This is a genomic window from Nocardiopsis nanhaiensis (genome assembly GCF_054778635.1).
Genome location: NZ_BAAGZJ010000035.1, coordinates 1 through 24,930, shown reverse-complemented (window position 1 = coordinate 24,930; position 24,930 = coordinate 1). Strand labels below are relative to the sequence as shown.

General features: G+C 71.5%; 18 protein-coding genes. 9 read left to right on the top strand and 9 right to left on the bottom strand.

Annotated features, from left to right (window positions below; translation table 11 throughout):
- Positions 1 to 209 precede the first annotated feature (209 nt).
- Positions 210 to 1,862, top strand: a complete 1,653-nt coding sequence (locus ACYVD1_RS17865; RefSeq protein WP_460773845.1) for a S1C family serine protease — start codon at positions 210 to 212, stop codon at positions 1,860 to 1,862.
- Positions 1,863 to 2,304: 442 nt separating this feature from the next.
- Here ACYVD1_RS17865 and ACYVD1_RS17860 read toward each other — a convergent pair whose 3' ends face one another.
- The 3 genes from ACYVD1_RS17860 to ACYVD1_RS17850 all read right to left on the bottom strand — a co-directional run bounded on the left by ACYVD1_RS17860 (position 2,305) and on the right by ACYVD1_RS17850 (position 5,513).
- Positions 2,305 to 3,759 (bottom strand): sensor histidine kinase, encoded by a 1,455-nt coding sequence (locus tag ACYVD1_RS17860; RefSeq protein ID WP_460773841.1) that lies wholly within the window; start codon positions 3,757 to 3,759, stop codon positions 2,305 to 2,307.
- A gap of 5 nt (positions 3,760 to 3,764) precedes the next feature.
- Complete coding sequence (locus ACYVD1_RS17855) at positions 3,765 to 4,457, bottom strand: response regulator transcription factor (protein WP_460773837.1); 693 nt, start codon at positions 4,455 to 4,457, stop codon at positions 3,765 to 3,767.
- A 108-nt stretch (positions 4,458 to 4,565) separates the two neighbouring features.
- Positions 4,566 to 5,513, bottom strand: a complete 948-nt coding sequence (locus ACYVD1_RS17850; RefSeq protein WP_460773834.1) for an HpcH/HpaI aldolase/citrate lyase family protein — start codon at positions 5,511 to 5,513, stop codon at positions 4,566 to 4,568.
- 184 nt (positions 5,514 to 5,697) lie between these two features.
- Between ACYVD1_RS17850 and ACYVD1_RS17845 the strand changes: the two genes are divergently transcribed.
- Positions 5,698 to 8,076: a molybdopterin-dependent oxidoreductase gene (locus ACYVD1_RS17845; RefSeq protein WP_460773832.1), complete on the top strand. Its 2,379-nt coding sequence runs from the start codon at positions 5,698 to 5,700 to the stop codon at positions 8,074 to 8,076.
- A gap of 73 nt (positions 8,077 to 8,149) precedes the next feature.
- Here the strand turns inward: ACYVD1_RS17845 and ACYVD1_RS17840 are convergent, their stop codons facing one another.
- Positions 8,150 to 8,827, bottom strand: coding sequence for a GntR family transcriptional regulator (locus tag ACYVD1_RS17840; RefSeq protein ID WP_460773829.1), 678 nt, complete (start codon positions 8,825 to 8,827; stop codon positions 8,150 to 8,152).
- Positions 8,828 to 8,919: 92 nt separating this feature from the next.
- On the opposite strand from ACYVD1_RS17840, the gene ACYVD1_RS17835 reads away from it, so the two are divergent.
- The 4 genes from ACYVD1_RS17835 (at position 8,920) to ACYVD1_RS17820 (ending at position 13,601) form a co-directional block, all read left to right on the top strand.
- On the top strand, positions 8,920 to 10,125 hold the full coding sequence (locus ACYVD1_RS17835) for a CaiB/BaiF CoA transferase family protein (protein ID WP_460773826.1): 1,206 nt from the start codon (positions 8,920 to 8,922) through the stop codon (positions 10,123 to 10,125).
- The gene (locus ACYVD1_RS17830) at positions 10,125 to 11,780 is read left to right on the top strand and encodes a FumA C-terminus/TtdB family hydratase beta subunit (protein WP_460773824.1); all 1,656 of its coding nucleotides are present in this window, start codon (positions 10,125 to 10,127) and stop codon (positions 11,778 to 11,780) included. The genes ACYVD1_RS17835 and ACYVD1_RS17830 overlap by 1 nt, the downstream gene beginning before the upstream one ends.
- Before the next feature lie 23 nt (positions 11,781 to 11,803).
- Positions 11,804 to 12,691, top strand: coding sequence for an HTD2 family dehydratase (locus ACYVD1_RS17825; RefSeq protein ID WP_460773821.1), 888 nt, complete (start codon positions 11,804 to 11,806; stop codon positions 12,689 to 12,691).
- Between the two features lie 67 nt (positions 12,692 to 12,758).
- Complete coding sequence (locus tag ACYVD1_RS17820; RefSeq protein WP_460773819.1) at positions 12,759 to 13,601, top strand: HpcH/HpaI aldolase/citrate lyase family protein; 843 nt, start codon at positions 12,759 to 12,761, stop codon at positions 13,599 to 13,601.
- Here the strand turns inward: ACYVD1_RS17820 and ACYVD1_RS17815 are convergent.
- From ACYVD1_RS17815 to ACYVD1_RS17805, 3 genes are all read right to left on the bottom strand, one after another.
- Positions 13,591 to 15,783: a PrsW family glutamic-type intramembrane protease gene (locus ACYVD1_RS17815; protein ID WP_460773815.1), complete on the bottom strand. Its 2,193-nt coding sequence runs from the start codon at positions 15,781 to 15,783 to the stop codon at positions 13,591 to 13,593. The two genes, ACYVD1_RS17820 and ACYVD1_RS17815, sit on opposite strands and share 11 nt — an antisense overlap.
- Before the next feature lie 196 nt (positions 15,784 to 15,979).
- Positions 15,980 to 17,320 (bottom strand): methyltransferase family protein, encoded by a 1,341-nt coding sequence (locus ACYVD1_RS17810; RefSeq protein ID WP_460773812.1) that lies wholly within the window; start codon positions 17,318 to 17,320, stop codon positions 15,980 to 15,982.
- Entirely contained in the window at positions 17,317 to 18,279 is a 963-nt protein-coding gene (locus ACYVD1_RS17805) for a hypothetical protein (protein ID WP_460773810.1), read from the bottom strand. The genes ACYVD1_RS17810 and ACYVD1_RS17805 overlap by 4 nt, the downstream gene beginning before the upstream one ends.
- 130 nt (positions 18,280 to 18,409) lie before the next feature.
- Here ACYVD1_RS17805 and ACYVD1_RS17800 point away from each other — a divergent pair, with 130 nt between their 5' ends.
- Both ACYVD1_RS17800 and ACYVD1_RS17795 read left to right on the top strand, forming a co-directional pair.
- Positions 18,410 to 19,048: a TetR/AcrR family transcriptional regulator gene (locus ACYVD1_RS17800; RefSeq protein ID WP_460773807.1), complete on the top strand. Its 639-nt coding sequence runs from the start codon at positions 18,410 to 18,412 to the stop codon at positions 19,046 to 19,048.
- A gap of 35 nt (positions 19,049 to 19,083) precedes the next feature.
- Positions 19,084 to 19,575 (top strand): NUDIX hydrolase, encoded by a 492-nt coding sequence (locus ACYVD1_RS17795; protein WP_460773804.1) that lies wholly within the window; start codon positions 19,084 to 19,086, stop codon positions 19,573 to 19,575.
- A gap of 69 nt (positions 19,576 to 19,644) precedes the next feature.
- Here the strand turns inward: ACYVD1_RS17795 and ACYVD1_RS17790 are convergent, their stop codons facing one another.
- Both ACYVD1_RS17790 and ACYVD1_RS17785 read right to left on the bottom strand, forming a co-directional pair.
- The gene (locus tag ACYVD1_RS17790; protein WP_460773802.1) at positions 19,645 to 21,030 is read right to left on the bottom strand and encodes a dicarboxylate/amino acid:cation symporter; all 1,386 of its coding nucleotides are present in this window, start codon (positions 21,028 to 21,030) and stop codon (positions 19,645 to 19,647) included.
- A gap of 57 nt (positions 21,031 to 21,087) precedes the next feature.
- Positions 21,088 to 22,653 (bottom strand): NAD(P)H-hydrate dehydratase, encoded by a 1,566-nt coding sequence (locus ACYVD1_RS17785; protein WP_460773800.1) that lies wholly within the window; start codon positions 22,651 to 22,653, stop codon positions 21,088 to 21,090.
- Between the two features lie 228 nt (positions 22,654 to 22,881).
- Here ACYVD1_RS17785 and ACYVD1_RS17780 point away from each other — a divergent pair, with 228 nt between their 5' ends.
- Positions 22,882 to 24,603: an N-acetylmuramoyl-L-alanine amidase gene (locus tag ACYVD1_RS17780; RefSeq protein ID WP_460773798.1), complete on the top strand. Its 1,722-nt coding sequence runs from the start codon at positions 22,882 to 22,884 to the stop codon at positions 24,601 to 24,603.
- The last annotated feature ends 327 nt before the right edge of the window (positions 24,604 to 24,930 follow it).

Sequence of the window (24,930 nt, the reverse complement as noted above, 5' to 3'; positions counted from 1 at the left end):
GAAGCGCGAGCAAGGTATCGTTCCGGACATTGTGGCGTATAAGACCCCGGCCTCCTAGGGGAATCCGAGGCAGGGGAGGCGCGTTTGCGTGGTCGGGAGCGCGGACCACCAGACTCGAAACCGCTCTGTATCGGGCTCTCACCCTGTTCTAACCCACGGGCCACATGATGAAGCATGTCAGTACATCGTCCCGCCAGCCGGAGGATGAGTTGCACCCGAACGATCCGAGTGACGGCCCGGAGACCGGTGCGGGAGCCGAGCACGGCGACACCGAGCACGGTCACACCGGGTCCGGCGCCGCAGAGCGACCCGCGGACCACCCCGTAGACCCCGAAGCCCCGGTAGGCCCTGAGGCCTCAGCCGCACCGCGCTTCTCACTGCCCGAGGGCGCCACGCCGAGCTGGGCGACGGGACCCAACGACACCGACCGCGCCTCCTATGTCTTCCCCGAGCCCGAAGGGCAGCAGGGACCGAACGCGGGAGCGCCGTCTGGCCCGCAGCCGGGGGCGTATACGGGGGCTCAGCCCGGCGCTCAGCCGGGGTCCTACCAGACGGGCGCTCATCAGACAGGCGCCTTCCAGAGCGGACCCTTCCAGGGCGCGCAACACGGCACGTTCGGCGGTCCTGGCGGGCCGTACAACACCGGACCCCACAATCCGGGTCCGCACGGCCCGGGGCCGCACCAGGGCTTCGGGCAGCCGGGCTTCGGGCAGCACCCCCACGGCCAGTTCGGCCAGGGGCCCTTCCCCGGCCAGCCCCGGCCCAAGAAGCGGGGTACCGGCCGGATCATCGCCATCGCCGCGGTGACCGCCCTGGTCACCAGCCTGATCGTGGGCCCGGCGGTCGCGCTGGGAACCGCGTACCTGATGCCCGGCGGAGCGAGCTCGCCGATCAGTTCACTCACCGGCGAACAGGGGTCGAGCGCCACCGAGGGCGCCGTCGGCGACGTCGCCGACGAGGTCATGCCCAGCGTGGTCTCCATCCAGACCGGCGCCGGAGGCGGAAGCGGCGTGATCATCTCGTCCGACGGGCAGATCCTCACCAACGCGCACGTCGTGCAGGCCGGCGAGGGCGGCCCCATCCAGGTGCAGTTCAGTGACGGAACCGCGGCCGAGGCGGAGGTGCTCGGAGCCGACCCGGTCTCCGACATCGCGGTGATCCAGGCCGAGGGACGCGACGACCTCGCCCCGGCGACGCTCGGCGACTCCGACCAGGTCGGCGTGGGCGGCGACGTGGTGGCGATCGGTTCTCCGCTGGGCCTGTCGGGCACGGTGACCACCGGCGTGGTGAGTTCGCTCAACCGTCCCGTGAACACCGGCGCCACCGAGAGCGGCGGCGGTCAGACCTCGACGGTGATCAACGCGATCCAGACCGACGCGGCGATCAACCCCGGCAACTCCGGCGGTCCGCTGGTGAACATGGCCGGTGAGGTGATCGGCGTCAACACCGCCATCGCCGGGCTCTCCCAGGAGAGCGGATCGGTGGGTCTGGGCTTCGCCATCCCGATCAACCAGGTCCAGCCGATCGCCGAGCAGCTGGTGGAGAACGGAAGCGCGAGCTACCCGGCCATCCAGGCCACCATCGCGCCCAGCCGCGGCGGCGGAGCCGAGATCATGGAGCTCACCGAGGGCGGATCCGCCGAAGAGGCGGGGCTCGAGGCCGGTGACGTGGTCGTCTCCGTGGAAGGGGAGGAAGTCACCTCGCCCGACCAGCTGATCGCCCAGATCCGCTCCCGTCAGCCCGGTGACGAGATCACGCTGGGCGTGCTCTCGGGCGGCAGCGGCGATGAACAGGAGGTCGAGCTGACGCTCGGCGAGCAGAGTGCGGAAGCGGCCTCCGAGGAGGACGCCGAGGAGGACTGACGGGGGCGTCTTCCCCTCACGACCTCAGTACGGGCGGAGCGGCCAGCGGGCCGCTCCGCCCCGCCCGTGTTTCCGGCCCCATGGTGGAGTTGTTTCGGACGGTTGGGCGATATCCGAGGTCCGGGCTCTGCTGCTGGTCCGGGATTCCCGTCGGCTAGGGGACCGTTTCCGTAGGTGCGGGAAGCCCTACTGGGGCGCGGGAAGCCCTACTGGGGTGTGTGTTCCGCGCCCGTGCGGGTTTCCCCGTTTCCTGCCGCTTGACGGTGACCGTCTTCGCTGCGCGCCTCAAGGTCGTCGCCGTCGAAGCGCTGGCGCGCTGTCGAGGGGCGCTCCACCTTGACCTGCGACGGCGGGTCGGCGGCAGTCAGGAAACGGGGGACGTGTGGTCGGGGCGGCAAGGGGGCCCTACGGCCGGACAAGCGGTTCCCGACCGGTGGCGGACCTACTCGGAAGGGTGTGGACCCCGCTGGTGGAGGGGCAGGTGGAAGCCGATCGCGGTACCGCCGCCCTGGCGGTTGCGGGCGAACACCTGACCGCCGTGCGCGTTGGCGATCTCCTTGACCATGGCCAGGCCCAAGCCGGAACCGGGCAGGCTGCGGGCGACGGTAGCCCGGAAGAAGCGCTCGAAGAGGTGGTAGATCTCTGCGGGGTCCACACCGGGACCCCGGTCCAGGACCTCGACCACGCCGCCGCGGACCCGGATCACGATCGGCTCGGTGCCGTCCGGGTCGAACTTCGCGGAGTTCTCCACGGGGTTGGCCAGGGCCCGCTCCAGAGCACCGGGGCGGCCCCACACGACGCTGGCGTCGGCGTCCACCACGATCTCCCGCCCGGTGCGGCGGCGGGTCCGGGCCGCGACCCGCTCAGCGACGTCCGCTAGGGCGACCGCGCTGGCCGACTCGTCCTCGTGGTTGCCGGTGGCCAGCCCGACGAGTTCGTTGACCAGGTCGGTGAGCTCGCGGGTCTCGCCCTGGAGGTCGTCTATGAGCCGTTGGCGGGCCTCCGGGCTGAGCCGATCCACCCGGCCCAGGACCTGCACGTTGGTGCGCAGGCTGGTGAGCGGGGTGCGCAGTTCGTGCGCGGCGTCCTGCACCAGGCGGCGCTGTTCGTCCTTGGAACGGGCCAACCGGGCGAGCATCCCGTTGAAGGCACTGCCGAGGCGGCCCACCTCGTCACGGGTGGGCTCATCCGGACCGTTCCCGCCGCGGTCCGGGGTGACGGGGTCCAGGCGGCCGGTGGAACTGACGTACTCCGCGGCACCGGTGAGGCGGACCAGCCGGCCGGTGAGGCGGTGGCCGACGAGCCAGCCCACCGACGCCGCGCACAGGGCCACGAACAGCCCCACCCACAGGGTCTGGGTGGCCAACCGCCCGATCATCAGTTCCATGGGCGACAGGCGCTGGAACAGCTGGACCGCACCGCGCTCCTCCCCCACGGAGACCGTGCCCACCCGGTACTCCTGGCCGTTGACCTCCGTCTCGCGGGTGTCGACGGTCCCGGCGTCCTGGGCCCGCGCGACAGCCAGGTCCTCCGTGGTGGGGTGGAAGGTGGCGGGTTCGTCGGTGTTGGCGAGCAGACGCGCCCAGGTTCCGTCCGGGGTGAGGATCTGCGCGTCCATGCTGCCCGGGGCCAGGAAGGTGAGGGTGCTGCTGTCCGGGGTGGTCGGCTCGTCCTCGGCGGAGATGACGAGCTGCTCGGCGAGCTTCTGCACCGCCGTGTCGAACTCGCTCTTGGCGTCGGCCCGGATGAGCGCCGCCGCCGTGGTGTAGGCGAGGGTGCCGACCAGGGCGATGGTGACCGCCGCGACCAGTGCGAACAGGAGGGCGAACCGCGTACCCAGCCGCCAGTCCCGGGGGTTGAGCAGGACACTGTGCCGCAGTGTCTCGTGATCGGACACGTGACTCACCCCTGAAGACGCAGCGTGTACCCGACGCCCCGGACCGTCTGGATGAGCGGGGGCCCGCCGTCCTCCAGTTTGCGGCGCAGGTAGCTGATGTAGACGGCGAGGTTCTTGGACTCCGGGCCGAAGTCGTAACCCCAGATGCGGTCGTAGATGGTGGCGTGGTCCAGAACGATCCCGGTGTTGCGCATGAGGAGTTCGAGCAGGTCGAACTCGGTCTTGGACAGCTCGATCTCGCGCTCTCCCCGCCAGACCCGCCGGGCCCGGGTGTCCAGGCGGAGCCCGCCGACGCGCAGCGGGCCCTCCTCGTCCTCAGGCACTGGTGTGGCGCGGCGCAGCAGTGCCCGCAGCCTGGCGAAGAGCTCGTCTAGTTCGAAGGGTTTGGCGAGGTAGTCGTCGGCACCGGCGTCCAGGCCCGCGACCCGGTCCGGGGTCTCCACACGGGCGGTCAGCATGAGGATGGGCGTCCTGTCGTTCTCCGCGCGCAGGACGCTGGCCACACCGAGGCCGTCGACCCCGGGCATCATGACGTCGAGGACGAGCAGGTCCACCGGCTCGGCGTGGACGGCGGCCAGGGCCTGGACGCCGTCCGCGGCCGTTCGCACCGTGTACCCCTCCAGTTGGAGGGCGCGTTCCAGGGACTCCCTAATGGCCCGGTCGTCGTCGGCGACCAGGACAGTGGCGGTGCTTTCCATGGCCCCATGTTGGCCCACCATGGTGAGAGCTCGGTAAGAGACGGGCCGACGGGACCGGTGGTCAGAGCCCCGAGCAGGCTCCCGGAAGAACGTCCGGCGGGCTCCCGGTCAGGCGTCCGGGTGGAACTCGCGTGTCCGGGACAGCCCCGCGGCGCGCCCCTTGCCCGCCACGACGAGGGCCATCTTCCGAGAGGCCTCGTCGAGCATCTCCGAACCAAGCATGACGGCGCCCCTGCGGTCCACGGTGGTGGCGTGCGCGTAGGCGTCCAGGATGAGCTCGGCGTGGTCGTAGTCCTCCTGGGAGGGCGCGAAGACCTCGTTGGCCGCCTCCACCTGCAGCGGGTGCAGGACCCACTTGCCGTCGAACCCCAGGGCGGCGGTGCGTCCGGCCGCGCGCCGGAAGGCGTCCACGTCGCGGATCTGGAGGTAGGGGCCGTCAATGGCCTGGAGGCCGTTGGCCCGGGCGGCCACGAGGATGCGCATGAGGACGTGGTGGTAGGCGTCACCGGTGTCGTAGCCGGGCGGCTGCTCACCCACGACCAGGCTCTTCATGTTGATGGACGCCATGAAGTCGGCGGGGCCGTAGACCAGGGTCTCCAAGCGGGGCGACGCCGCGGCGATCTCGTCGACGGCGACCAGGCCCTTGGCGTCCTCGATCTGCGCCTCGATGCCGATGCGGCCGACCGGCAGGTCCACGGCGCGTTCGATCTGGGTGAGGAGTGTGTCCAGCCAGTGGACGTCCCGTGCGGCGGTCACCTTGGGCAGGACCAAGGCGTCCAGGTTGGCGCCAGCACCCTCCACCACGGAGATGACGTCGCGGTAGGCCCACTCAGTCGAGATGTCGTTGACCCGCACGGAGCGGACCCTGCCGTCCCAACCGCCGTCGTTGAGCGCCCTGACCACGTTGTCGCGGGCGGCCGCCTTCTCCAGGGGCGCGACCGCGTCCTCCAAGTCCAGGAAGAACGCGTCGGCGTCCAGCCCCCGGGCCTTCTCCACGAACCGGGGGTTGGACCCCGGAACCGCGAGTACCGAACGCCGCGACCTCAGCTCGCCCATCGTCGTCCCCGCTCCCGTCCGTTGTGCTGTGCCTGCTGCCGTGCTGTGTCCAATATCGTGCGTGCCGCCTGTGGCACGCGTGCATCATCGCACCGTGCGGGGCACGGGGCAGGGTCCGGGTGGTGCATAGAGTGTGGTTCGGGCCGAGGGAACCACGGGCCCGGGAGCCACGAGGAGAGTGCACATGTCCGCCACGCTTCACCCGACCAGCACCCACTGGGGCAGCTACCAGGTCGAGGTCGAGGGCGGCCGGGTGGTCGGGGTGCGTCCCGACCCGGAGGACCCGGCACCCGCCCCGGTCATGGGCAACACCCCCGCGGCCCAGCACCACCGCACCCGGGTGGCCCGCCCGGCCGTGCGGCGCCGGTGGCTGGAGCACGGTCCCGGCCCGGACCCGCGCCGCGGCGACCCGGAGGACGCCTACGTCGAGGTGGAGTGGTCCACGGTGCTGGACCTGCTCTCCGGTGAACTGGACCGGGTGCGGACCGAGCACGGGAACGCGGCGATCTACGGCGGCTCCTACGGCTGGGGCAGTGCGGGTCGGATCCACCACGCGCAGAGCCAGCTGCACCGCTTCCTCAACACCATCGGCGGGTACACGCGCTCCCGCACCACGTACAGCCACGGCGCCCTGGAGGTGCTGTTCCCTCGCCTCATCGGCACCCCCGCCGCGAACCGGATCTTCAGCCGCGTGCCGTCCTGGAAACGGATCCGCGAGCACACCGAGCTGTTGGTGAGCTTCGGCGGGCTGCGGCTGTCCAACACCTGGACGTCCTCCGGCGGCCGCGCAGCCCAGACCGCGGGCCCGGCGATGGCCGCGGCCTCGGATGCCGGCGTGGAGTTCGTGTCGGTGTCCCCGCTGCGCGACGACACCCCCGCCGAGCTGAAGTCGGAGTGGGTGTCCTTGGAGCCGGGGACCGACACCGCGGTGCTGTTGGGCCTCATCCACGTGCTGTTCACCGAGGGGATGGCCGACACGGACTTCCTCGACCGGTACACCGTCGGCGCCGACCGGCTGCGCGCCTACGTGATGGGCGAACGGGACGGACAGGGGCGCCCCGGCGGGGTCGAGCGCTCCCCCGCGTGGGCCGAGCGGGTGAGCGGTGTTCCCGCGGCCGACTTGCGGTCGCTGGCCCTGCGGATGGCTGGGAAGCGCACCCTGATCAACGTGGGCTGGTCCCTGCAGCGCGCCCGGTACGGAGAGCAGCCGCTGTGGGCCGGGTTGGCGCTGGCCTGCTGCCTCGGGCAGGTGGGGCTGCCCGGTGGGGGCTTCGCGTCAGGATACGGGTCCATGGGCAACTACGGGGGCGGCGCGACCCCGATGGGACTGCCGCGCATGCCGCAGGGCAACAACCCGGTGGACTCGTTCATCCCGGTGGCCAAGGTGTCCGACATGCTGTTGCACCCGGGACACCCCTATGACTACGACGGCGAGCGCCGCCACTACCCGGACATCAGGCTCGTCTACTGGGCGGGCGGCAACCCCTTCCACCACCACCAGGACCTGCCCCGGCTGACCAGGGCCTTCGGACGTCCGGACACCGTGGTGGTGCACGAGACCCACTGGACCGCCACAGCCAGGCACGCGGACATCGTGGTCCCGGCGACCACCGCGCTGGAACGCGAGGACATGGCCGCCAGCCGGGGCGACCTGGCGCTGCGCGCCATGCCCAGGGCGGTGCCGCCGCACGGCCGGGCCCGCGACGAGTACGACACCTACGCCGACCTCGCCGAGCGCCTGGGCCTGCGCGAGGAGTTCACCGAGGGCCGCAGCAGCCGTGAGTGGATGCGGGTGGCCTACGAGCGGTGGCGTGCGCTGCTGGCCAGCAGGGACCTGGAGGTACCCGGTTTCGACGGGTTCTGGGAGCGGGGCAGGTTGGAGATGCCCGCCCGGGTCGAGGACGAGACCCACATGGGCGAGTTCCGCGACGACCCGGACTCGAACCCGCTGCGGACTCCCAGCGGACGGATCGAGCTGTACTCGGAGACCATCGCGTCCTTCGGCTACGAGGACTGCCCCGGGCATCCCGTGTGGTTCCCCGGCCCCGCCGTCACCGGTCGCGACAGCCGGGCCCGTGGCGGGGGCGGGAAGCACCGCGCCCCCGGCAGTGAGGACTGGCCGCTGGTCCTGATCGCCAACCAGCCCAGCGGGCGGTTGCACAGCCAGCAGGACATGGGCGCCTACAGCGCGTCGCAGAAGATCGACGGCCGCGCACCGCTCCGCATCGGGCCCGAGGACGCCGAGACGGCCGGGGTCGCGGAAGGGGACCTGGTGCGGGTGTCGAGTCCGAGTGGTTCGTGCCTGGCCGGCGTGGTCGTGAGCGACGCCCTGCGCCCCGGCGTGGTGCAGCTGTCGACCGGCGCCTGGTACGACCCGTCCGGCCACGACGTCACGTGCGCGCACGGCAACCCGAACGCGCTCACCGAGGATGTCGGGACGTCGTCCCTGAGCCAGGCCTGCACCGGCCAGCTGGTACGGGTCCGGGTTGAACCGTACGAGGGGACCCCGCCGAGGATCCGCGCCTTCGAACCGCCCGTGGGTGTTCGTCCGCCGGAGCGGTGAGGCCGCGTGTCCGCCCCGGCCCCGGTAGCGGATCCGGAGGCGGGCCGGGCCGAGGCCTTGGGCGGGGCCTCCGTCAGGCCCTGGCCGGGGCCTCCGCCGAGGACTCCGCGGTGAGCTGGCGCATCGTGTGCTCGGCCGCGTCCGCGATGTGGGCGCGCATGTGCTCGGCGGCAAGCTCCCCGTCCCGCTCCCGGAGCGCCGCCATGATCGCGCGGTGCTGTTCCGAGGAGGCGTGGGCCCGGCCGACGAGGCTGATGGCCTGGTAGGGGACCCCGTCCCACAGGCGGTCGATGAATTCCAGCAGGTACTCGGACCGGGCCGCGCCGTAGACGGCCCGGTGGAACCGGGCGTTGAGCTGGGTGATCTCCTCGTCGCGCCCCTCCTCGACCGCGCGGTCGAGGACCTCCAGGGCCCGCTCCATGGCGGCCAGCTGCTCGTCGGTCGCCTGTCCGGCCGCCAGCCGCGCCGCCATGGGTTCCAGGACCAGCCGCAGCCGGTACACGTCCTCGGCCCGCTCCGGGGTTTGTTGGGCGACGACGGCGCCGAGGTTGGCCCGCTGCTCGATCAGGCCTTGGGCCGCGAGCATCCGCAACGCGTCCCGGACCGGAGTCAGGCTCATGCCGAGCCTCCCGGCCAGGTCCTGCAGGCGCAGGCGCTCTCCCGGGGCGAGCTCACCCGAGCGGATGGCGTCACGAAGCGCCGTGTAGGCGACCTCGGACTTGGTGGGGGTCTCCACACGCTCGATCGACATGTCCTCAGGCTAGCGCACCTTGGCATTTTGTTCTTTATAAATTATTCTCCCTGGCACCAGCTCAGCTCGGCGACGTTGGAGGAGTCAACCCCATGCCGGCACTGGACGGTGTCACCGTCGTCTCGATCGAACAGGCGGTCGCGGCCCCCTTCGCGACCCGGCAGCTCGCCGACCTCGGCGCCCGGGTGATCAAGGTGGAGCGCCCCGGGTCGGGAGATTTCGCACGCGGCTACGACACCACCGTCAACGGGATGTCGAGCCACTTCGTGTGGACCAACCGGGGCAAGGAGAGCCTCGCCCTGGACATCAAGGACCCCGAGGACGCCGAGCTGTTGAGGGACCTCATCGAGCGCGCCGACGTGTTCGTGCAGAACCTGGCGCCCGGTGCCGCCGAGCGGGCGGGGTTCGGCGCCGACCAGCTCCGCGCCCGCAACCCGCGGCTGGTCACCTGCCAGATCTCCGGATACGGACCGGAGGGCCCCTACCGCGACAAGAAGGCCTACGACCTGCTCATCCAGTGCGAGGCGGGGCTCCTGTCGATCACCGGCTCCGAGGACGAACCCGCCAAGACGGGCGTGTCGATCGCCGACATCTCCGCGGGCATGTACGCCTTCTCGGGGATCCTCGCCGCCCTGTACGAGCGCGAGGCCACGGGGACGGGAACCCACGTCGACGTCGCCATGCTCGACGCACTCGGCGAGTGGATGGGCTATCCGTACTACTACGCCAACCACGGGGGCGCGCCGCCCAAGCGCAGCGGCGCGCACCACGCGTCCATCGCCCCGTACGGCCCCTTCCGTGCGGGTGACGGCTCCGACGTGTTCCTGGCGGTGCAGAACGACCCGGAGTGGCGCTCGCTGTGCACGCGGGTACTCGGCCGACCGGAGCTGGCGACCGAACCCGCCTTCGCGACCAACAGCGACCGGGTGCGCAACCAGGACCGGGTCACCCGGGCCGTCGAGTCGGCCTTCGCCGACCTGACCGCGGACGGGGCCGCCAAACGGCTGGACGGGGCCGGGATCGCCAACGCCCGCCTGCGCACCATGGCCGAGTTCGCCGACCACCCCCAGCTCGCGGCGCGGGACCGCTGGCGCGAGGTCGACACCCCGGTCGGCCCGGTTCGCGCCCTGCTCCCACCGGTGATACCCGGTGGTGTGGAGCCCGAGATGGGCCCCGTCCCCGCGCTGGGCGAGCACACCGACGCCATCCGCGCCGAACTCGCCGCGCCTGCCGTCCCCGCTACTCCTCCCACCACCGGCGCCGCGCCCTCGGGGACCGCCGGACCGGGGAGGGCGTGATGGCGGAGATCCCCTACACCGACCCGCTCCCCCTGGGACCGGACACCACGGAGTACCGCCTCGTGGCGACCGAGGGCATCCGGACCCACCACCACTCCGGCCGGCCCGTCCTCGACGTCGCGCCACCGGCGCTGCGGAACCTGACCCGGCAGGCCATGGAGGACATGGCCCACCTGTTGCGCCCCTCCCACCTCGCGCAGCTGCGCACCATCGTCGACGACCCCGAGGCGAGCGGAAACGACCGCTTCGTCGCCTCCGACCTGCTGCGCAACGCAGCGGTCGCGGCCGGGGGCGTGCTCCCGATGTGCCAGGACACCGGAACCGCCGTCGTCATCGGCCAGCGCAGCAACGCGGTGCTGACCGACGGGGACGACCACCGGCAGATCGCGAGCGGGGTGTACGACGCCTACTCCAGCCTCAACCTCCGCTATTCGCAGATGGCCCCGCTGACCATGTGGGACGAGGTCAACACGGGCACCAACCTGCCAGCGCAGATCGACGTCAAGCTCCTGCCGGGCAACGAGCCCCGGTACGAGCTGCTGTTCATGGCCAAGGGCGGCGGCAGCGCGAACAAGACCTTCCTCCACCAGGAGAGCAAGGCCGTGCTCGCGGAGGAGCGCATGCTCGCCTTCCTGGAGGACCGGCTCCGCTCGTTGGGGACCGCTGCCTGCCCGCCCTACCACCTGGCGATCGTCGTGGGCGGTTCGAGCGCGGACCAGGCGCTCACGACGGCGAAGCTGGCCTCCACCCGCCAGCTCGACTCGCTGCCCGAGCATGGCTCATCCCTGGGGCACGGTTTCCGAGACCGCGACTTCGAGCGGCGCGTACACGAGCTGACCAGGCAGATCGGTTACGGGGCCCAGTTCGGCGGCAAGTACTTCTGCCACGACGTGCGCGTGGTGCGCCTGCCCCGCCACGGCGGCTCACTTCCGATCGCCCTGGCCGTCTCCTGCTCGGCCGACCGCCAGGCCAAAGCCGTGATCACACCGGAGGGCGCGTTCCTGGAGCGGTTGGAGACCGACCCGGCCCGGTTCCAGCCGCCGGTCTCCGACGAGCGGCTCTCCGAGGACGCGGTGCACGTGGACCTGGACCGCCCGATGGAAGGCATCCGCTCCCAGCTCTCCGGTGTCTCCGTCGGCACCCGCGTCCAGCTGAGCGGAACCATCGTGGTGGCCCGCGACATCGCGCACGCCCGCGTCCGGGACGCACTGGAACGGGGCGAGCCGATGCCCTCGTACCTGCGCGACCACCCCGTCTACTACGCCGGCCCGGCCAAGACCCCGAGCGGCCGGCCGTCCGGCTCCTTCGGACCGACCACGGCCGGACGCATGGACGGCTACGTCGAACAGTTCCAGCGCGCCGGCGGATCCCTGGTCATGCTGGCCAAGGGCAACCGCTCGGACTCGGTGGTGAACGCCTGCCGCAAGTACGGCGGCTTCTACCTGGGCTCCGTCGGCGGCCCCGCCGCGAGGCTGGCCGAGGAGTGCATCCGCGACGTCCAGGTCCTGGACCACTCCGACCTCGGTATGGAGGCCGTGTGGCGGATCCGCGTCGAGGACTTCCCCGCGTTCGTGGTCATCGACGACAAGGGGAACGACTTCTTCGCGCCCATCGCCTCCCCGACCCTGCACATCACCCCGCGCCCCGGGGCCTGAATCCGCCCGACCCAAGGAGTCCCATGTCCCTGCTGAGCACGGCCGTCGAAGGCTGGGATCCCGCGCCCATGAGCGTGACCGGGACCATCGACGCGTGGCCCGCCGAAGCGTTCTCGCACGCGCTAGACCTCCCGATGAGCCTCAAGCGGGGCGATGCCCTGCCCCCGATGTGGCACTGGTTCCACCTGCTGGACCACCCCAGCCGCTCGGCCCTCGGCGAGGACGGGCACCCCTCCGACGGCGCCTTCCTCCCGCCCGTCCCGGACCGGCGCCGCATGTTCGCGGGCTCCCGGGTGCGCTGGCACGCCCCGATCCGGATCGGGGACGAGGTCACCCGCAGGTCGGCGCTCCAGCAGGTGCGGGTCAAGCAGGGGCGCAGCGGAGAGATGGTCTTCGTGACCGTGCGCTCCGAGTTCTCCCGCGGTGACCGGGTCCTCCTGGTCGAGGACCAGGACATCGTCTACCGTTCCCAACCCGCCACACTGCGGTCCGAGTCGTCCCCGCCCTCCGCTGCGGCCACGAAGTCGCCCGCGGAGCCGTCCGACGGGGCGGCGCCGGGCGGGAAACGCATCGCCCTGGACACCGACCCCGCCCTGCTGTTCCGCGTGAGCGCCCTGACCTACAACACCCACCGCATCCACTACGACCTCCCCTACTGCACGGACGTGGAGGGCTACCCCGGCCTGGTCGTGCACGGCCCCCTCCTGGCACTGCTCCTGATGGAGGTCCCCCGCCGTTTCCACCCGGACCGGACCGTGGAGTCGTTCGAGTTCCGCCTGGTCACACCGGTTTTCTCGGGACAGCGCGTCGTTGCCGACGGGAACGCCGGAGACGGTGGCGGCCTCATGCTGTCCGCCGCGGCCGAGGGCGGACCCCAGGCCATCCGCGGGTCCGCCGTCCTCGCACCCTGACCCCCACCGCGCCTACCGGTCCGCAGCTGCGACGACCGGGGCCGGGCTCGACGACTGAGGAGTCTCCATGACCGAGTCGAACAGTCACGACCGAACCGTGACCGCGCGGACCGCGTTCCCGGGCCCAGCGCCGCTGTTCTGCCCGGCCACCCGGCCCGATCGCGTCCGCAAGGCCGCCGAAGCGGCGGACGCGGTGATCGCCGACCTGGAGGACGCCGTCGCACCGGACGACAAGGGCATCGGGCGCCGCCACGCGCTGGAAGTCCTCGACACCCTGGGGACCGGCCGGGTCATCGTCCGCGTCAACGCCGCCTCGACGCCTTGGCACACGGAGGACCTGCGGGCCCTCATCGACTTTCCCGAGGCCGTCGTGATGCTGCCGATGACCGCCTCCCGGGACGAGGTGGAAATGCTGAGGCCGCGACCCGTCATCGCCCTGTGCGAAACCGCCGCGGGGATTCTGGCCGCGCCCGCGATCGCCCAAGCGGCCAACTGCGCGGGGCTGATGTGGGGCGGTGAGGACCTGCTGGCCGACCTCGGCGGCCGTACCGGCGACGGACGGGGACGGCTTCCCGTACTCGACCACGCCCGGTGGACGGTGCTGCTCGCCGCCCGCGCGGCGGGCCTGCCCGCGATCGACACGGTGTACGTGGACACCGACGACGAGTCCGGACTCAGCGCGGAGGCCGTCGAGGCGGCCAACGCGGGCTTCGACGCCAAAGCGTGCGTCCATCCCAAGCAGGTCCCGGCGGTCAGGTCCGCCTTCCGGCCCACCGAAGGGGAGATCGCCTGGGCCGGCCGTGTCCTTTCCGCGGCGGCCTCGCGGGGCGGTGCCTTCGGTTTCGAGGGAGGCATGGTCGGCGCCCCCGTCATCGCCCGAGCCCGGTCGATCCTGGCGGTCAGCGGCTGATCAGGCGGTTCACCGTCCGGGGCAGCAGGGTTCCGGCGAGGCCGAGGAGTGCGTAGCCCACCTGGCCGGGGGCGAGCATGCCGAGGATGGCACCCGTGTTGGCGGTGGGGGACCTCAGGAACTCGCCCATCCTGGGGTGTGCGTGCGGGACACCGTTGCCCATGGTGAGGAGGCTGAGCAGGGCCGAGGCGGTGAGGGCCGCCCAGGTGACGGTGGCGGTGTCGGCCTCGGCTATCCAGTTCTGGAAGACCTCGACGGCGTGCACGGCGTAGGCGGGGGTCGCGCCGGGATCCGGGGCGGGCGAGGCCCCCGGCAGGGCGAGCGTGGCGCCCGTGAGGGTGAGCAGCCGGGCCGCGGCCATGACGATGCCGCCGGTGCCCGCGAGGCCGATGCGGCGGGCGAGCTCGCGGGAGCTGCCGGTGAGCTCCTCCTGGGAGGGGTAGCGGCGCCAGCTCCCGCCGCCGGAGCGGGCCTCACCCATCGCGTTGGCCCGGCGCCAGCGGAGGAAGCGCAGGGCGTCGCAGAGCGCGGCCGGCCCCTGTTTGGCCGCCATCGTGGCGGTGGCGAGCTCGTGCACGATCGCGGTGAACGTCATGGTGAGGGTGACGGGCAGGTCCACCCAAGAGAGCGCGATACGGCGGAACAGCGGCGCGATGTCGGCGGGCACGCGGACCCGCATGGAGACCGACTTTCCGTGCGCCCAGCGGCGCAGCCTCGGCAGGGGCGCGCGGCCGGGGAGCGGCGGCGTGGTCTCCGCGGCGCCGCCGATCACCCGGTAGTCCATGGCCACCGCGAAGAGCAGGGCGAGCAGCAGCAGCCACGGGGTGAGCGAGCCGCCGCCGAGCACACCGTGCACGAAGGTGGAGACGGGGTCCAGGCTGTGCGCGTCCGTCTGGGCGTTCAGGTGGAGGTGGTCGAGGTACACCAGCCCGGTGGCGAGCACCGGCAGCAGCCAGAGCCAGCTTCCGTAGCGGCGGCCGACGACGGCCAGGCCGAGCGTGGCGCCGATCAGCCCGGTGACCACGGCGTGCCCCGCGAAGACCACGGGAGCGGCTCCGTCCAGCCCCGGCCCGACCTCCCCGCCGGGCAGGATCAGGCCCGTGCCCTCTCCCCCGTCGGCCAAGGGGAAGGCGATGTCGGTGAGGAGCTGTTCGGCCAACTGGAAACCGGCCCCGGAGGCCGCGGCCAGCAGGAGGAAGTCGACGGCTGACAGGCGGCGCATCCGGCGCCGGGCGATCAGCACGAAGAGCAGGAGCGGCGTGAGTTTACCCAGCTCCTCGACGGTGACCGCGACATAGGTCCGGCTGAACACGTCACCGGTGTCGAGGCCGAGGGCGCCGCTGACCAGGGCGGAGACGAGGGCGATCGGCCACAGTAGGAGGGCGCCCAGGGCGGTGACCCGGAGGAGCGTCGCGAAGGAGACGGTTCTGGAGCGGGCCAGCAGGACCAGCTGGAACAGCAGCAGGTAGGTGAGCAACAGGGCGGGCAGGGCGATGCCGAGCTCCGGGGCCGCAAGGGGCACGAGGAGCAGCACGCCGAGCATGAGCCAGCCCCACAGGCCCCGCAGCCCGCGGCCGAACCGCACCGGCCCCGGGGTGCGCTCACGGGCGCGTTCGGCCCAGCGGGAGAGGCGTTCGGCCAGGTCGGGCCCGGGCCCACGGGGGGCGCGCGCGTGGCGTGCCCCGGGTTCGACGCAGTTGTGGTGCTGGGCGGCCCGGACCAGTTCGGACCGGTTGCCCTCCAGCGCCTTGCGGGCGAAGTCCGCTCGGGCCTGCGGGATGTCCGGCCCGACGATCTCCCGGACGAAGTCCGCGGGCCCCGCGGCGACGGTGAGTTCGTTGGACGCGACCAGGACGGCGGCGGAGAAGTCCTCGACGCAGACGAGGAAGTCGGTGGGCTTGGGCCCCCAGCCGCGGATCAGGGCGATGAGGGTGTCCGTGTCGAGGGGCACCTCGGTGACCGGGTCGTAGGAGAACTCGGCCCGGGTTCGGCAGACGAGAAGGCGGTCGACGCCCATCGCCCGTCCGGCCTCGACGATCCCGCGGATCAGGTTGCGGTCGCGCGGCACGGAGAAGGGCGTGGTGACCTTCTCCCCGTCCCGCACCCACTGGAGGTCGAACTCGGTCGCTCCGGCACAGACACGCAGCACGAGGTCGCGCGCGAGCATCGCCTGTACTTCCATGGACTTCCTCGTGCCGGGGGGCTGAGTACACGGGGGCCGTCCATGTCCGGAGTTGTCCGGCACTGGGGCGGCCCCGCACGAGCATAACGGCGAAGGGCTTCCGCGGAACATGTGCGTCCGGCCCTAGCGGCCGCCGTTGGACACCGGAGTCCGGTTTCCGGGCGAAGCTGGGGGTCAGTTCCCGGACGGGGCTGTGTCAGTTCCCGGACGGGGAGGGCGCCGGTGCCTCGGTTATCCGGACCGTCCGCGACGGACGGGGGCCCGCGCCGAACGCGTCCCCGCACAGCTGGACGAAGTGGCGCAGCACCGGCAGCGACAGCGCCCAACCGGTCATCGCCCACCCCAGGTTGAGGTGGTCCATGGCCCGTGCCAGGGCGGCCACCCCGCTCCACCGGACCCCCTCCGCGTTCTCGTAGGTGAGCCGGTACAGCACCTCGTGGTGTTCCGCGGCCGGCCGCATGGCCAGCGCCGTCGGCCTCCGCGCCGCCACCCAGCTCCCCAAGCCCCGGCACATGCCGCAGTCCACCGCCACGTAGAGGGTGCCCCGGGCCCGCCCCTCCCACGGGCGCCAGCGCGGCAGCCAGGGACGCGTAGCCGTGCTGTAGGCGTCCCACTCCTCCCCGAAGGCCTCGCGCAACTGCCCGCCCTCGTGCCAGGAAGCGAACCCCACGGCGTATCCGAGGGCCACCAGCGCGCCCAGCAACAGCGGCGGGTGGAGGACACCGAGCACCAGGTAGAGCAGCACGACGGTGAGCTGCATCGGGTTGCGGACGTAGGCGTAGGGTCCGCTGGCAACCAAGCGGGCGGGCGGGTCGTAGGGCAGCGGGGTGCCCCCGCCCACCGCCGCGAACTCACGCGCCGCAGCCAGGCCCGGCAGGCAGACCAGGGCGACCACCTGGGCACCGACGGCCAGGGACTCCGGGGTCGCCGCCCAGGGAACCCACGGAAAATCAGCCATGGCCGGGGCGGACGCGAAGGCCGGGACGGGCGCGGTCGCCAGGACGTACAGGGGCAGGACGACCATGAGCCCGAGGGCGAGCACGGCTTGGGCCCACACCCGGGCGTGCACCGCTTGGCGGCGCCGGGTCCAGTAGGCCAGCATCAGGGCGGGGATCAGGCACAGCGCGACACCGAGGATCTCGCCGAGCAGCCACCACGCGCCCAGCACCACCACGGGCTCGCCCAGCGGCATGAGGATCACGTCCAACCACACCAGCAGCACCGTCACCAAGGGGACCGGCAGGAACCGGAGTATGAGCGCCGGCAGGGCACCCCACAGCAGGACCCAGGCGAGCAGCAGGTCGACGGGGATGCCCTGCCAGACGGCACCCTCGGCGTGGAAGGACCACCACCCCTCCCGCTGGGCGACCAGGTTGAGCGGAATGAGGGTGAGCAGCACCCATCCGGAGGCCACGATCATCGCCGCCGTCTCCCGCTGCCCCGGCGTCCGCCACAGGCACAGGGCGACGAGCGCCACCACCGGCAGTGCGAGGCCCAGGCCCCGGACGAGGAGGGCGGGCAGTTCTTCGGGGATCACCGGGCCGCCTCAGCGAAGGTCTCAGCGAGGTACTCGGCGGCCAGGTCGGTGGCGTAGGCCTGTACCGGGCCGAAGTACCAGGAGGGGTCGTAGGTGCGCTCGTACTCGATCTCCCAGGTCATTGCGGTCCCCTCCGCTGTCTCCTCCCAGGTGGCCACGGCGCGCTCCATCTCCATCCAGTTGTCGAAGGCGGTGTCGTCGGTGACGTCGAAGACCACCCGTCCGCCGTCGGGGCGGGTCTCGCTCTCCGTGACCGCCAGCTCCATGTGGCGCGGGGTGGCTTCAGCGCCGAAGGCGAGCGTTCGGCGCGGGGTGAAATCGACGACGCGGGTGTCGCCCTCAACCAGGCCCTCCCCGGAGGCCTCCAGCGGCAGGGGGAAGGGGATGGCGGTGAGGAAGAGGGCCCGCGGTGCGTCGTACTCGGGCGGGGCGGCGAGGGCGTCGGCGACCTGGTCGGGGGCGGCGTCGACGACCACCGAACCCCGGCCCGCGCTCTCACTCGGCAGCAGCGAGAACCCGCCGATCCCCTCCATGGCGAGGGCGAACAGGACGGGGATCGCGACCAGCGCGTGCGGGTTGCGCCGGTCCAGCTGGAGCACCGTCACCACCAGCCAGGTGACCAGGGAGACCACCCCGTAGATCAGCGGAGCGGAGATGACCAGGCAGACCACGCCCTCCCCGAGCAGCGGCCCGGCCAGCAGCAGGGCCAGGGTGGTGACGGCCATGGCGGCGCCGATAGCGCTGCGGACCCGGACGCACAGGACGACCAGCAGGGCCAGGAGCGCGGGCAGCCCGACGTAGAACAGGGCGGTCTGGTCCAGGCCGCCGAACTGGGTGACCCGCACGGCGAGCAGGCCGCCGAATGCCGCGAGGACGATCCCGGCCAGGATCCAGCGGGCGCGGCTGGGGCGGTACGGGGCCGGTTCGGGTGCGTCGGCCGGTTCGGGTGGATGCGTCATGGCGGGGACTCCCTTGTCGCAAGGTCCTCTGGTCGCACGGTCCTTCGCACTGCTTCGATGCCACGATTAAAGCACAAGTTTTAATCACTCGATTAAAACGTATGATGAAGGTCGATCGAGAGGGAGGACGATGGCAAGGAGTGGCGGCGGAGGCCGCAAGAGCAGCGCCGAGACCAAGGACCGCCTGCTCACGGCGGCGAGCGAGATCCTGCGGGAGGAGGGGTACGTCGGGGCGTCGGCCCGGGCGATCGCCACCCGCGCCGAGGCCAACTCGGCCCTGGTCTTCTACCACTTCGGCGGGGTCGACCAACTGCTGCTGGCGGCGCTGGACCGGTCCAGCGCCGAACGCATGGCCATGTACGAGGAGCTCGCCGGGCAGGCACGCACCCTGGAGGAGCTCATGGAGGTCGCCACCCGCATCTACCGGACCGACCTGGAACGCGGCTACATCACCGAGTTCTCCGAACTGGTCGCTGCCGCGGTCACCAAACCCGACCTGCGCCCGGAGGTCAACCGGCGGGCACAGCCGTGGATCGACTTCATCGCCGGTCAGTGGGAGCGTGTGGTCGGCGGCTCCCCGCTCGGGAAGCTGCTGCCCGCCCGGGAGGTGGCGTACGCGGCGATCACCTACTACCTGGGGGTCAACCTGTTCTCGGTGCTGGACGAGGACCACAGCCGGACCGAAGCCGTGTTCGACCTCGCCGGGAGCCTCGCGCCCCGGGCCAAGCTGCTCACCCTGCGCCTACCCCGGCGCGGAAACACGGCCTAAGGGAAGGCCACGGAAAACCCAGTGAGGAAGAGCGAATGACAGTGAACGTGGACGTCGCCGACGGGATCGAGTTCCCCGACACCGCCGACGGCAACCGCTGGGTCGCCGGCGCGGTGATCACCGACGGTGCCGGGCACGTGTTCGCCCAGCGCCGCTCGGCCACCCGCAAGGTGTTCCCGCACTGCTGGGACGTGGTCGGGGGACACGTCGAGGACGGCGAGAGCATGCTCGAGGGCCTGGCCCGCGAGGTCCGCGAGGAGACCGGTTGGACCCTGTCCGGCGTGGTCGCGGAGCTGTACCGGCTCGACTGGGACCCGGGAGACGGCCTGACCCGCCGCGAGGTCGACTACCTGGTCCGCGTGGACGGCGACCTGAACGCCCCGGTCCTGGAGGCCGAGAAGCACACCGAGTTCATGTGGGTCGACGACTCGAAAGTGCACCTGCTGCGCGACTCCCGAGACCCCGGCGACTACTTCATCACGGACATCGTCCAGCTGGGCCTGGACGCCGCCCGCAAGCTCGGGTGAACCGGGTCGGCAGAGCGCGGAACCGCGCCGCCACAGCGTGACGGCGCGGTCCGGGCCAGGCCCGTCGGGTCAGGTCGCGTCCCGGGGACCCGCCGACGAGCTCTCGGGCTCCCCGTCGGAGGAGTCACCGGGGTCCTCGGGGGCGTCCGGTTCCGAGGCCTCCGGTGCTGGAGCATCCGGATCCTGGAACATGCCCTCCTCCGTCCCCGCGATGATGCGGGTACCGGTCAGGTCACCGGTGATGTTGCACATGGTCCGAGCCATGTCGAGGATCGCGTCGATACCGGCCACAAGGGCGACCGGGGCCATCGGCAGGCCCACGGAGGTCACCACCATGGACAGCATGATGAGCCCCGCGCCCGGAACACCTGCGGTGCCGATCGAGGCGAGGACACCGGTGAGCACGACCGTGGCGAGCTGCCCGATGGTGAGGTCGACCCCGGCGATGTTGGCGACGAACACGGTCGCCGCGCCCACGTAGATCGCGGTGCCGTCCATGTTGATGGTCGCCCCGAGGGGGAGGGTGAAACCGTAGACACCCTCCTTGACGCCCATCCGGTCCGCGGCCCGGGTGGAGACCGGCAGCGTGCCGTTGCTGGAACGCGTGACGAAGGCCGTGAGCATCGGTTCCTTGGCCTCGGCGAAGAAACGGCCCACCCGCGCCCGGAAGAGCATGAGCAGGACCGCGTAGACCAGGATCATGATGATCATCGACCCGTACACCACACCGGTGAGCTGGAGGAGCGGTCCGATGGCCTCGAAACCGGTCTCCGCGAGGACCACGGCGATCAGCGCGAACACACCGACCGGGGCGTACTGCAGGACGCCCTTGACCACGCGGAACACCAGCTCCACGGCCCCGTCCACACCCCGGCGGAGGAAGATGCCCAGCTCCCGGGTGCGGTGCTCGTTACTGTTGACCATGAAGGTCAGGGCCAGGCCGAACGCGATCGCGGTGAACATGATGCCCAGGACGTTGCCCTCGACCAGCGCCTCGAACGGGTTGGACGGCACGATGCTGAGCAGGGTCTCGGAGACCGCCGGCGGGTCGGCCGCCTCCTCACCGTCACCGGGCATGCTCAGCCCGGCACCGGGAGAGACCGCGAGGGCGATGCCGAGGCCGATCGAGATGGCCAGTGCCGAGGTCACCAGGTAGAAGACGAAGACCTTCAGCCCGATCCTCCCCAACCGCTGCGGGGAGATCGAGACCACGCCCGCGATGAGGGTCGAGATGATCAACGGGAAGACGAGGAGCTGGAGCAGGTTCAGGAACAGTTCCCCGAGCGGCTCCAGGATCGGCAGGGCCCAGGACTGGGTGCCGGTCACCGAGACGGTGAGGCCGACCACCACCCCTACGACGAGGGCGATCGCCATTTTCCAGATCAGGGGGAAGTCGAGGTAGCGGCGCCACAGACTCGGCGGGCTCGGAGGGCTTTCGGTCACGTCCGCGGACATCGTCGTCCTCAATCAGCTAGGAAGCAAATGTCCGTTTTATACCTTGGTTTCGGCTGGTCACACGTCACGATCCGGTTGCCGACCCCGAAGGAGCCCGGCGGCTCCAGAAGCCTCCGCGACCGCGAGCGGCACCGCGTCCAGTAGGTCCGACGCGCTGATCGGCGCCCCCGCCCGCGCGAGTACCGCCGCCCGCCCGTGCAGGTAGGCGGCGCACATGGCGGTTTCCTGGGCGGGAAGCCCGGATGCGAGTAGCGCCCCCGCCACCCCCGATAGCACGTCCCCCGAACCCGCCGTAGCCAACAGCGGGGTACCGGTCGGGTTGGCCACCGCCGGCTCGCCGGGATGCGCGATCACCGTCGTCGACCCCTTCAGCAGCACGGTCGAGTGGTACAGCGAAGCCGCATGGGCTGCGTGTTCGAGGCGGCGCTGCTCGATGTCCGCGCGCTCGGCCTTGGGCAGCAACCGGGAGAGCTCACCGGCGTGCGGGGTGAGCAGGGTGTGCGCGGTGCGTCGGCGTACCAGGTCGGTGAGGGGCATACTGTCCGCCAACAGGGTGAGCGCGTCGGCGTCGAGCAGCACCGAGCAGTCGCTCTCCAACAGCGCCCGAAGCTCGTCGGCGTGGGCGGGGTGCGTGCCGCGGCCGGGGCCGACCACCGCGGCCGAGACCCGCCCGGGTGCAAGGTCCGTGCTGCTCATCGGGTCCAGGTGCACCCCGACCGCTTCGGGCCAGCGCGAGAGCACCTGCGCGAGGACGTCCTCGCCGCCCCCGTAGCGCACCATGCCCGCCCCGGTGCGCAGGGCACCCCCGACGCACAGGACGGCGGCACCGCGGTACTGGTCGGACCCGGCACGAACGGCGAGCACACCCCGGCGGTACTTGTCGTCCTCGGCCGAAGGGGTGGGGAGGAGGCGCGTGATGTCCACAGCCTGTGGACAGGACAGGCCCGCACCTGGAAGCTCCGGGGCCAAACCGATGTCGACGAGGTGGACCCGACCGGCCCGCTCGGCCCCCGGATCGACGAACAGGCCGGGTTTGTACGTACCGAAGGTGACGGTGTCGTCGGCGCGCACGGCGTGCCCGGGCACCTCCCCGGTGTCGGCGTCCACACCGCTGGGGAGGTCGACCGCGACCACGGGCGCCGGAGAGTTCGAGGCCAGCGCGGCCAGCACGGCGAAGGGCTCGCGCAGGCCGCCCCTGCCGCCGATGCCGAGGAGCCCGTCCACGATGAGGTCGGTGTCGAAGAGCGCCGACTCGGCATCGTCGGAGACCGCGTTCCGGTACGAGTCGGGTCCGGGGCCGTCGGACTGCCCGAGCTGGACGACACTGCGGGCGGCGTCGCGCAACGCCGCCAGCACGCCGGGGTGGGCCTGCTTCCCGGCGAGCACCGCGCGCACGAAGGCGCCCCGTGCGGCCAGGGTCGCCCCCGCGAAGAGAGCGTCGCCGCCGTTGTCACCACCGCCGACCAGCAGGGTCACCCTGGACCCGTAGACGCGGGGCAGCATGCGGGAGCAGTGGACGGCGAGACCGAAGGCGGCGCGGCGCATGAGGGCGCCTTCGGGCAGCCTGTCCATGAGGGCCTGTTCGGCATCACGTACGACACTGACGGTGTGGGCGGAGCGCACCGGTCACCTCCGAGGGGCGGGGTCGGGGTCCCATCGTGGCGCATCGGGTCGGCGGTGTGCGCGCACCGCCACACGGACTCCGGACTCCGGACTCCGGACTCCGGGTGGCGGGTGGCGGGTGGCGGGTGGCGGGCGAAGCGTGGCGGGTACAGAGCTCATCTTTGGTACTTATCGCCCGTTGTCACGGAATCACCACGTAGAGAAGTTCGCACTGGGGACAATGGAGGTATGCCTCGACCGAGCAACTACGTGTCCAGGTCCGATCTGGGCTGGGGTACGTCCCCGGCCTCCGAAGCCAATCCCCAGTCCGGCCTCGTTATCCACTACGACAGCGCCGACCAGGGGCTCCCCAACCAAGACCACTCCGCCTGCCTCACCTACTGGAACAACACCCGCGACTTCCACACCGGCCCCTCCCGGGGATGGGCGGACATCGGCTACTGCGCGGATGAGGAGACCGAGATCCTCACCGAGGGCGGCTGGCGTTCGTTCCGTCAGGTCAGCGCGGGCGACACCGTACTCACCCTCGACCACGGCAGCGGGACGTCCCAGTGGCAGCCGGTTCAGGCCGTCAACGTCTTCCCCGCGACCGAGCGCACCCTCATCCGCTTGGAAGGGCGCGCGCACTCCTCCCTCACCACCGGTCAGCACCGCTGGCCCGTGGAGCGCACACCGCCCCACGCTTCTGCACTCAGCAAGGTCTGGGCGACTACGGGCACCCTCCACGGGAAGGACCTCTTCCGGACCGCCGCGCCCTGTGCCCACCTGCCGGACCAGCCCAAGTGGCCCGACTCCTTGGTCGCGGAGACGGCCGAGAGCTGGAGGTCCGGTACCGGCAGCGCACCCGACCACGAGTTCCTGCGTTCCCTCACCCTTGCGCAGATCACCCAGCTACTCGGCCGTTTCTGGTTCCAGGACGGGGGCTGGGAGAAGGGCCGGGACTGGGGGCGGCTCCAGAACTGGAGGCGGCTCCAGGACCGGGACTCGGCGGAGGCTCTCCAGTTCGCCGCCGTCCTGGCCGGGCAGACCGTACACCTGCGCTGCCAGGAGGACGGCTGGTCAGTGGAGCCCGATCAGCGCGCGCTGCTCCCCTATGGCGACCTCACGCGCACCGAAGAGCGCTACGGCGGACACATCTGGTGCCCGACCACACCCAACGGCACCTGGCTGGCGCGGCGGCGGGGGACGGTGTACTTCACCGGGAACTCCTTCATGGCCTGCGCGCACGGGTACGTGATCGAAGGCCGCGGGCTGTACCGCACCCAGGCGGCCCAGCCGGGAGGGAACTCCTCGCACTACTCCTGCACCTTGGCCACCGGGCCGAACGACGGCATCACCCCGGAACAGGTCAACGCGGTCCGTGCTCTGCGGCAGTGGTTGATGGAATCCGACACCTCTATCGCGGGAACCGTGCTCGGGCACCGCGATTTCACCCCCACGTCCTGCCCCGGCGACCGGGCCTACCAGATGGTCCAGGACGGAACCTTCACGCAACCCTCCGACGGCATCGAAGGAGACGACATGCCCCGACACCGCAGGTTCGAGAAGGACGACAGCCAGTCCCTGGAGCCGGACACGTGGGCCAGCCTGCGCTTCGACCGGCGGCACGACGACGAGACCGGTGAGTTCTACGCCCTGGTCGGAGTGGAGGAGACCGACGGCGCCTACTACGACCTGTCCGTCGGTGTGATCCTGGAAGGTGTCACCCCCGGCTCTGAGGTGCAGATCCGCGCCACCGAGTACGAGCCTGACGGGGACGGCGGATGGCAGATCGCGCGGAACCGTCCCCTCGACAGCCCCGTGCACGCTGGTGGCAAGGCGCACTTCACCTACTCCTGGAAGGGAAACCTGTCCGAGGGTCGCCGTGTGCGGATCCGGATAGCCCAGTTCGGCGACGCGGAGGCGCACGTGACCTCTGCGACCGCCGACGTCTTCTACTGGCCGTTCTGACCCCGCTAGCATCACGGACTCCTGGACTGGCCCAGGCTCGGGACGGTGCGGAAAGCCCTGTTCGGGGGGTCAGGGGGTTCGGGAGATCAGGGGGTTCGGGAGATCAGGGGGTTCGGGAGATCAGGGGGTTCGGGAGATCAGGGGGTTCGGGAGATCAGGGGGTTCGGGAGATCAGGGGGTCAAGGGGTTGCCTTGCGGGTTGGGGTGTCCTCCTTTCCCGCCGCCCGATTGTGGCCGTCTCCGCTGCGCGCCTCAAGGTCGTCGCCATCGAGCGCTTCGCGCGTCAACGGCGCTCCACCTTGACCCGCTCCGCTACGACGGCGGGTT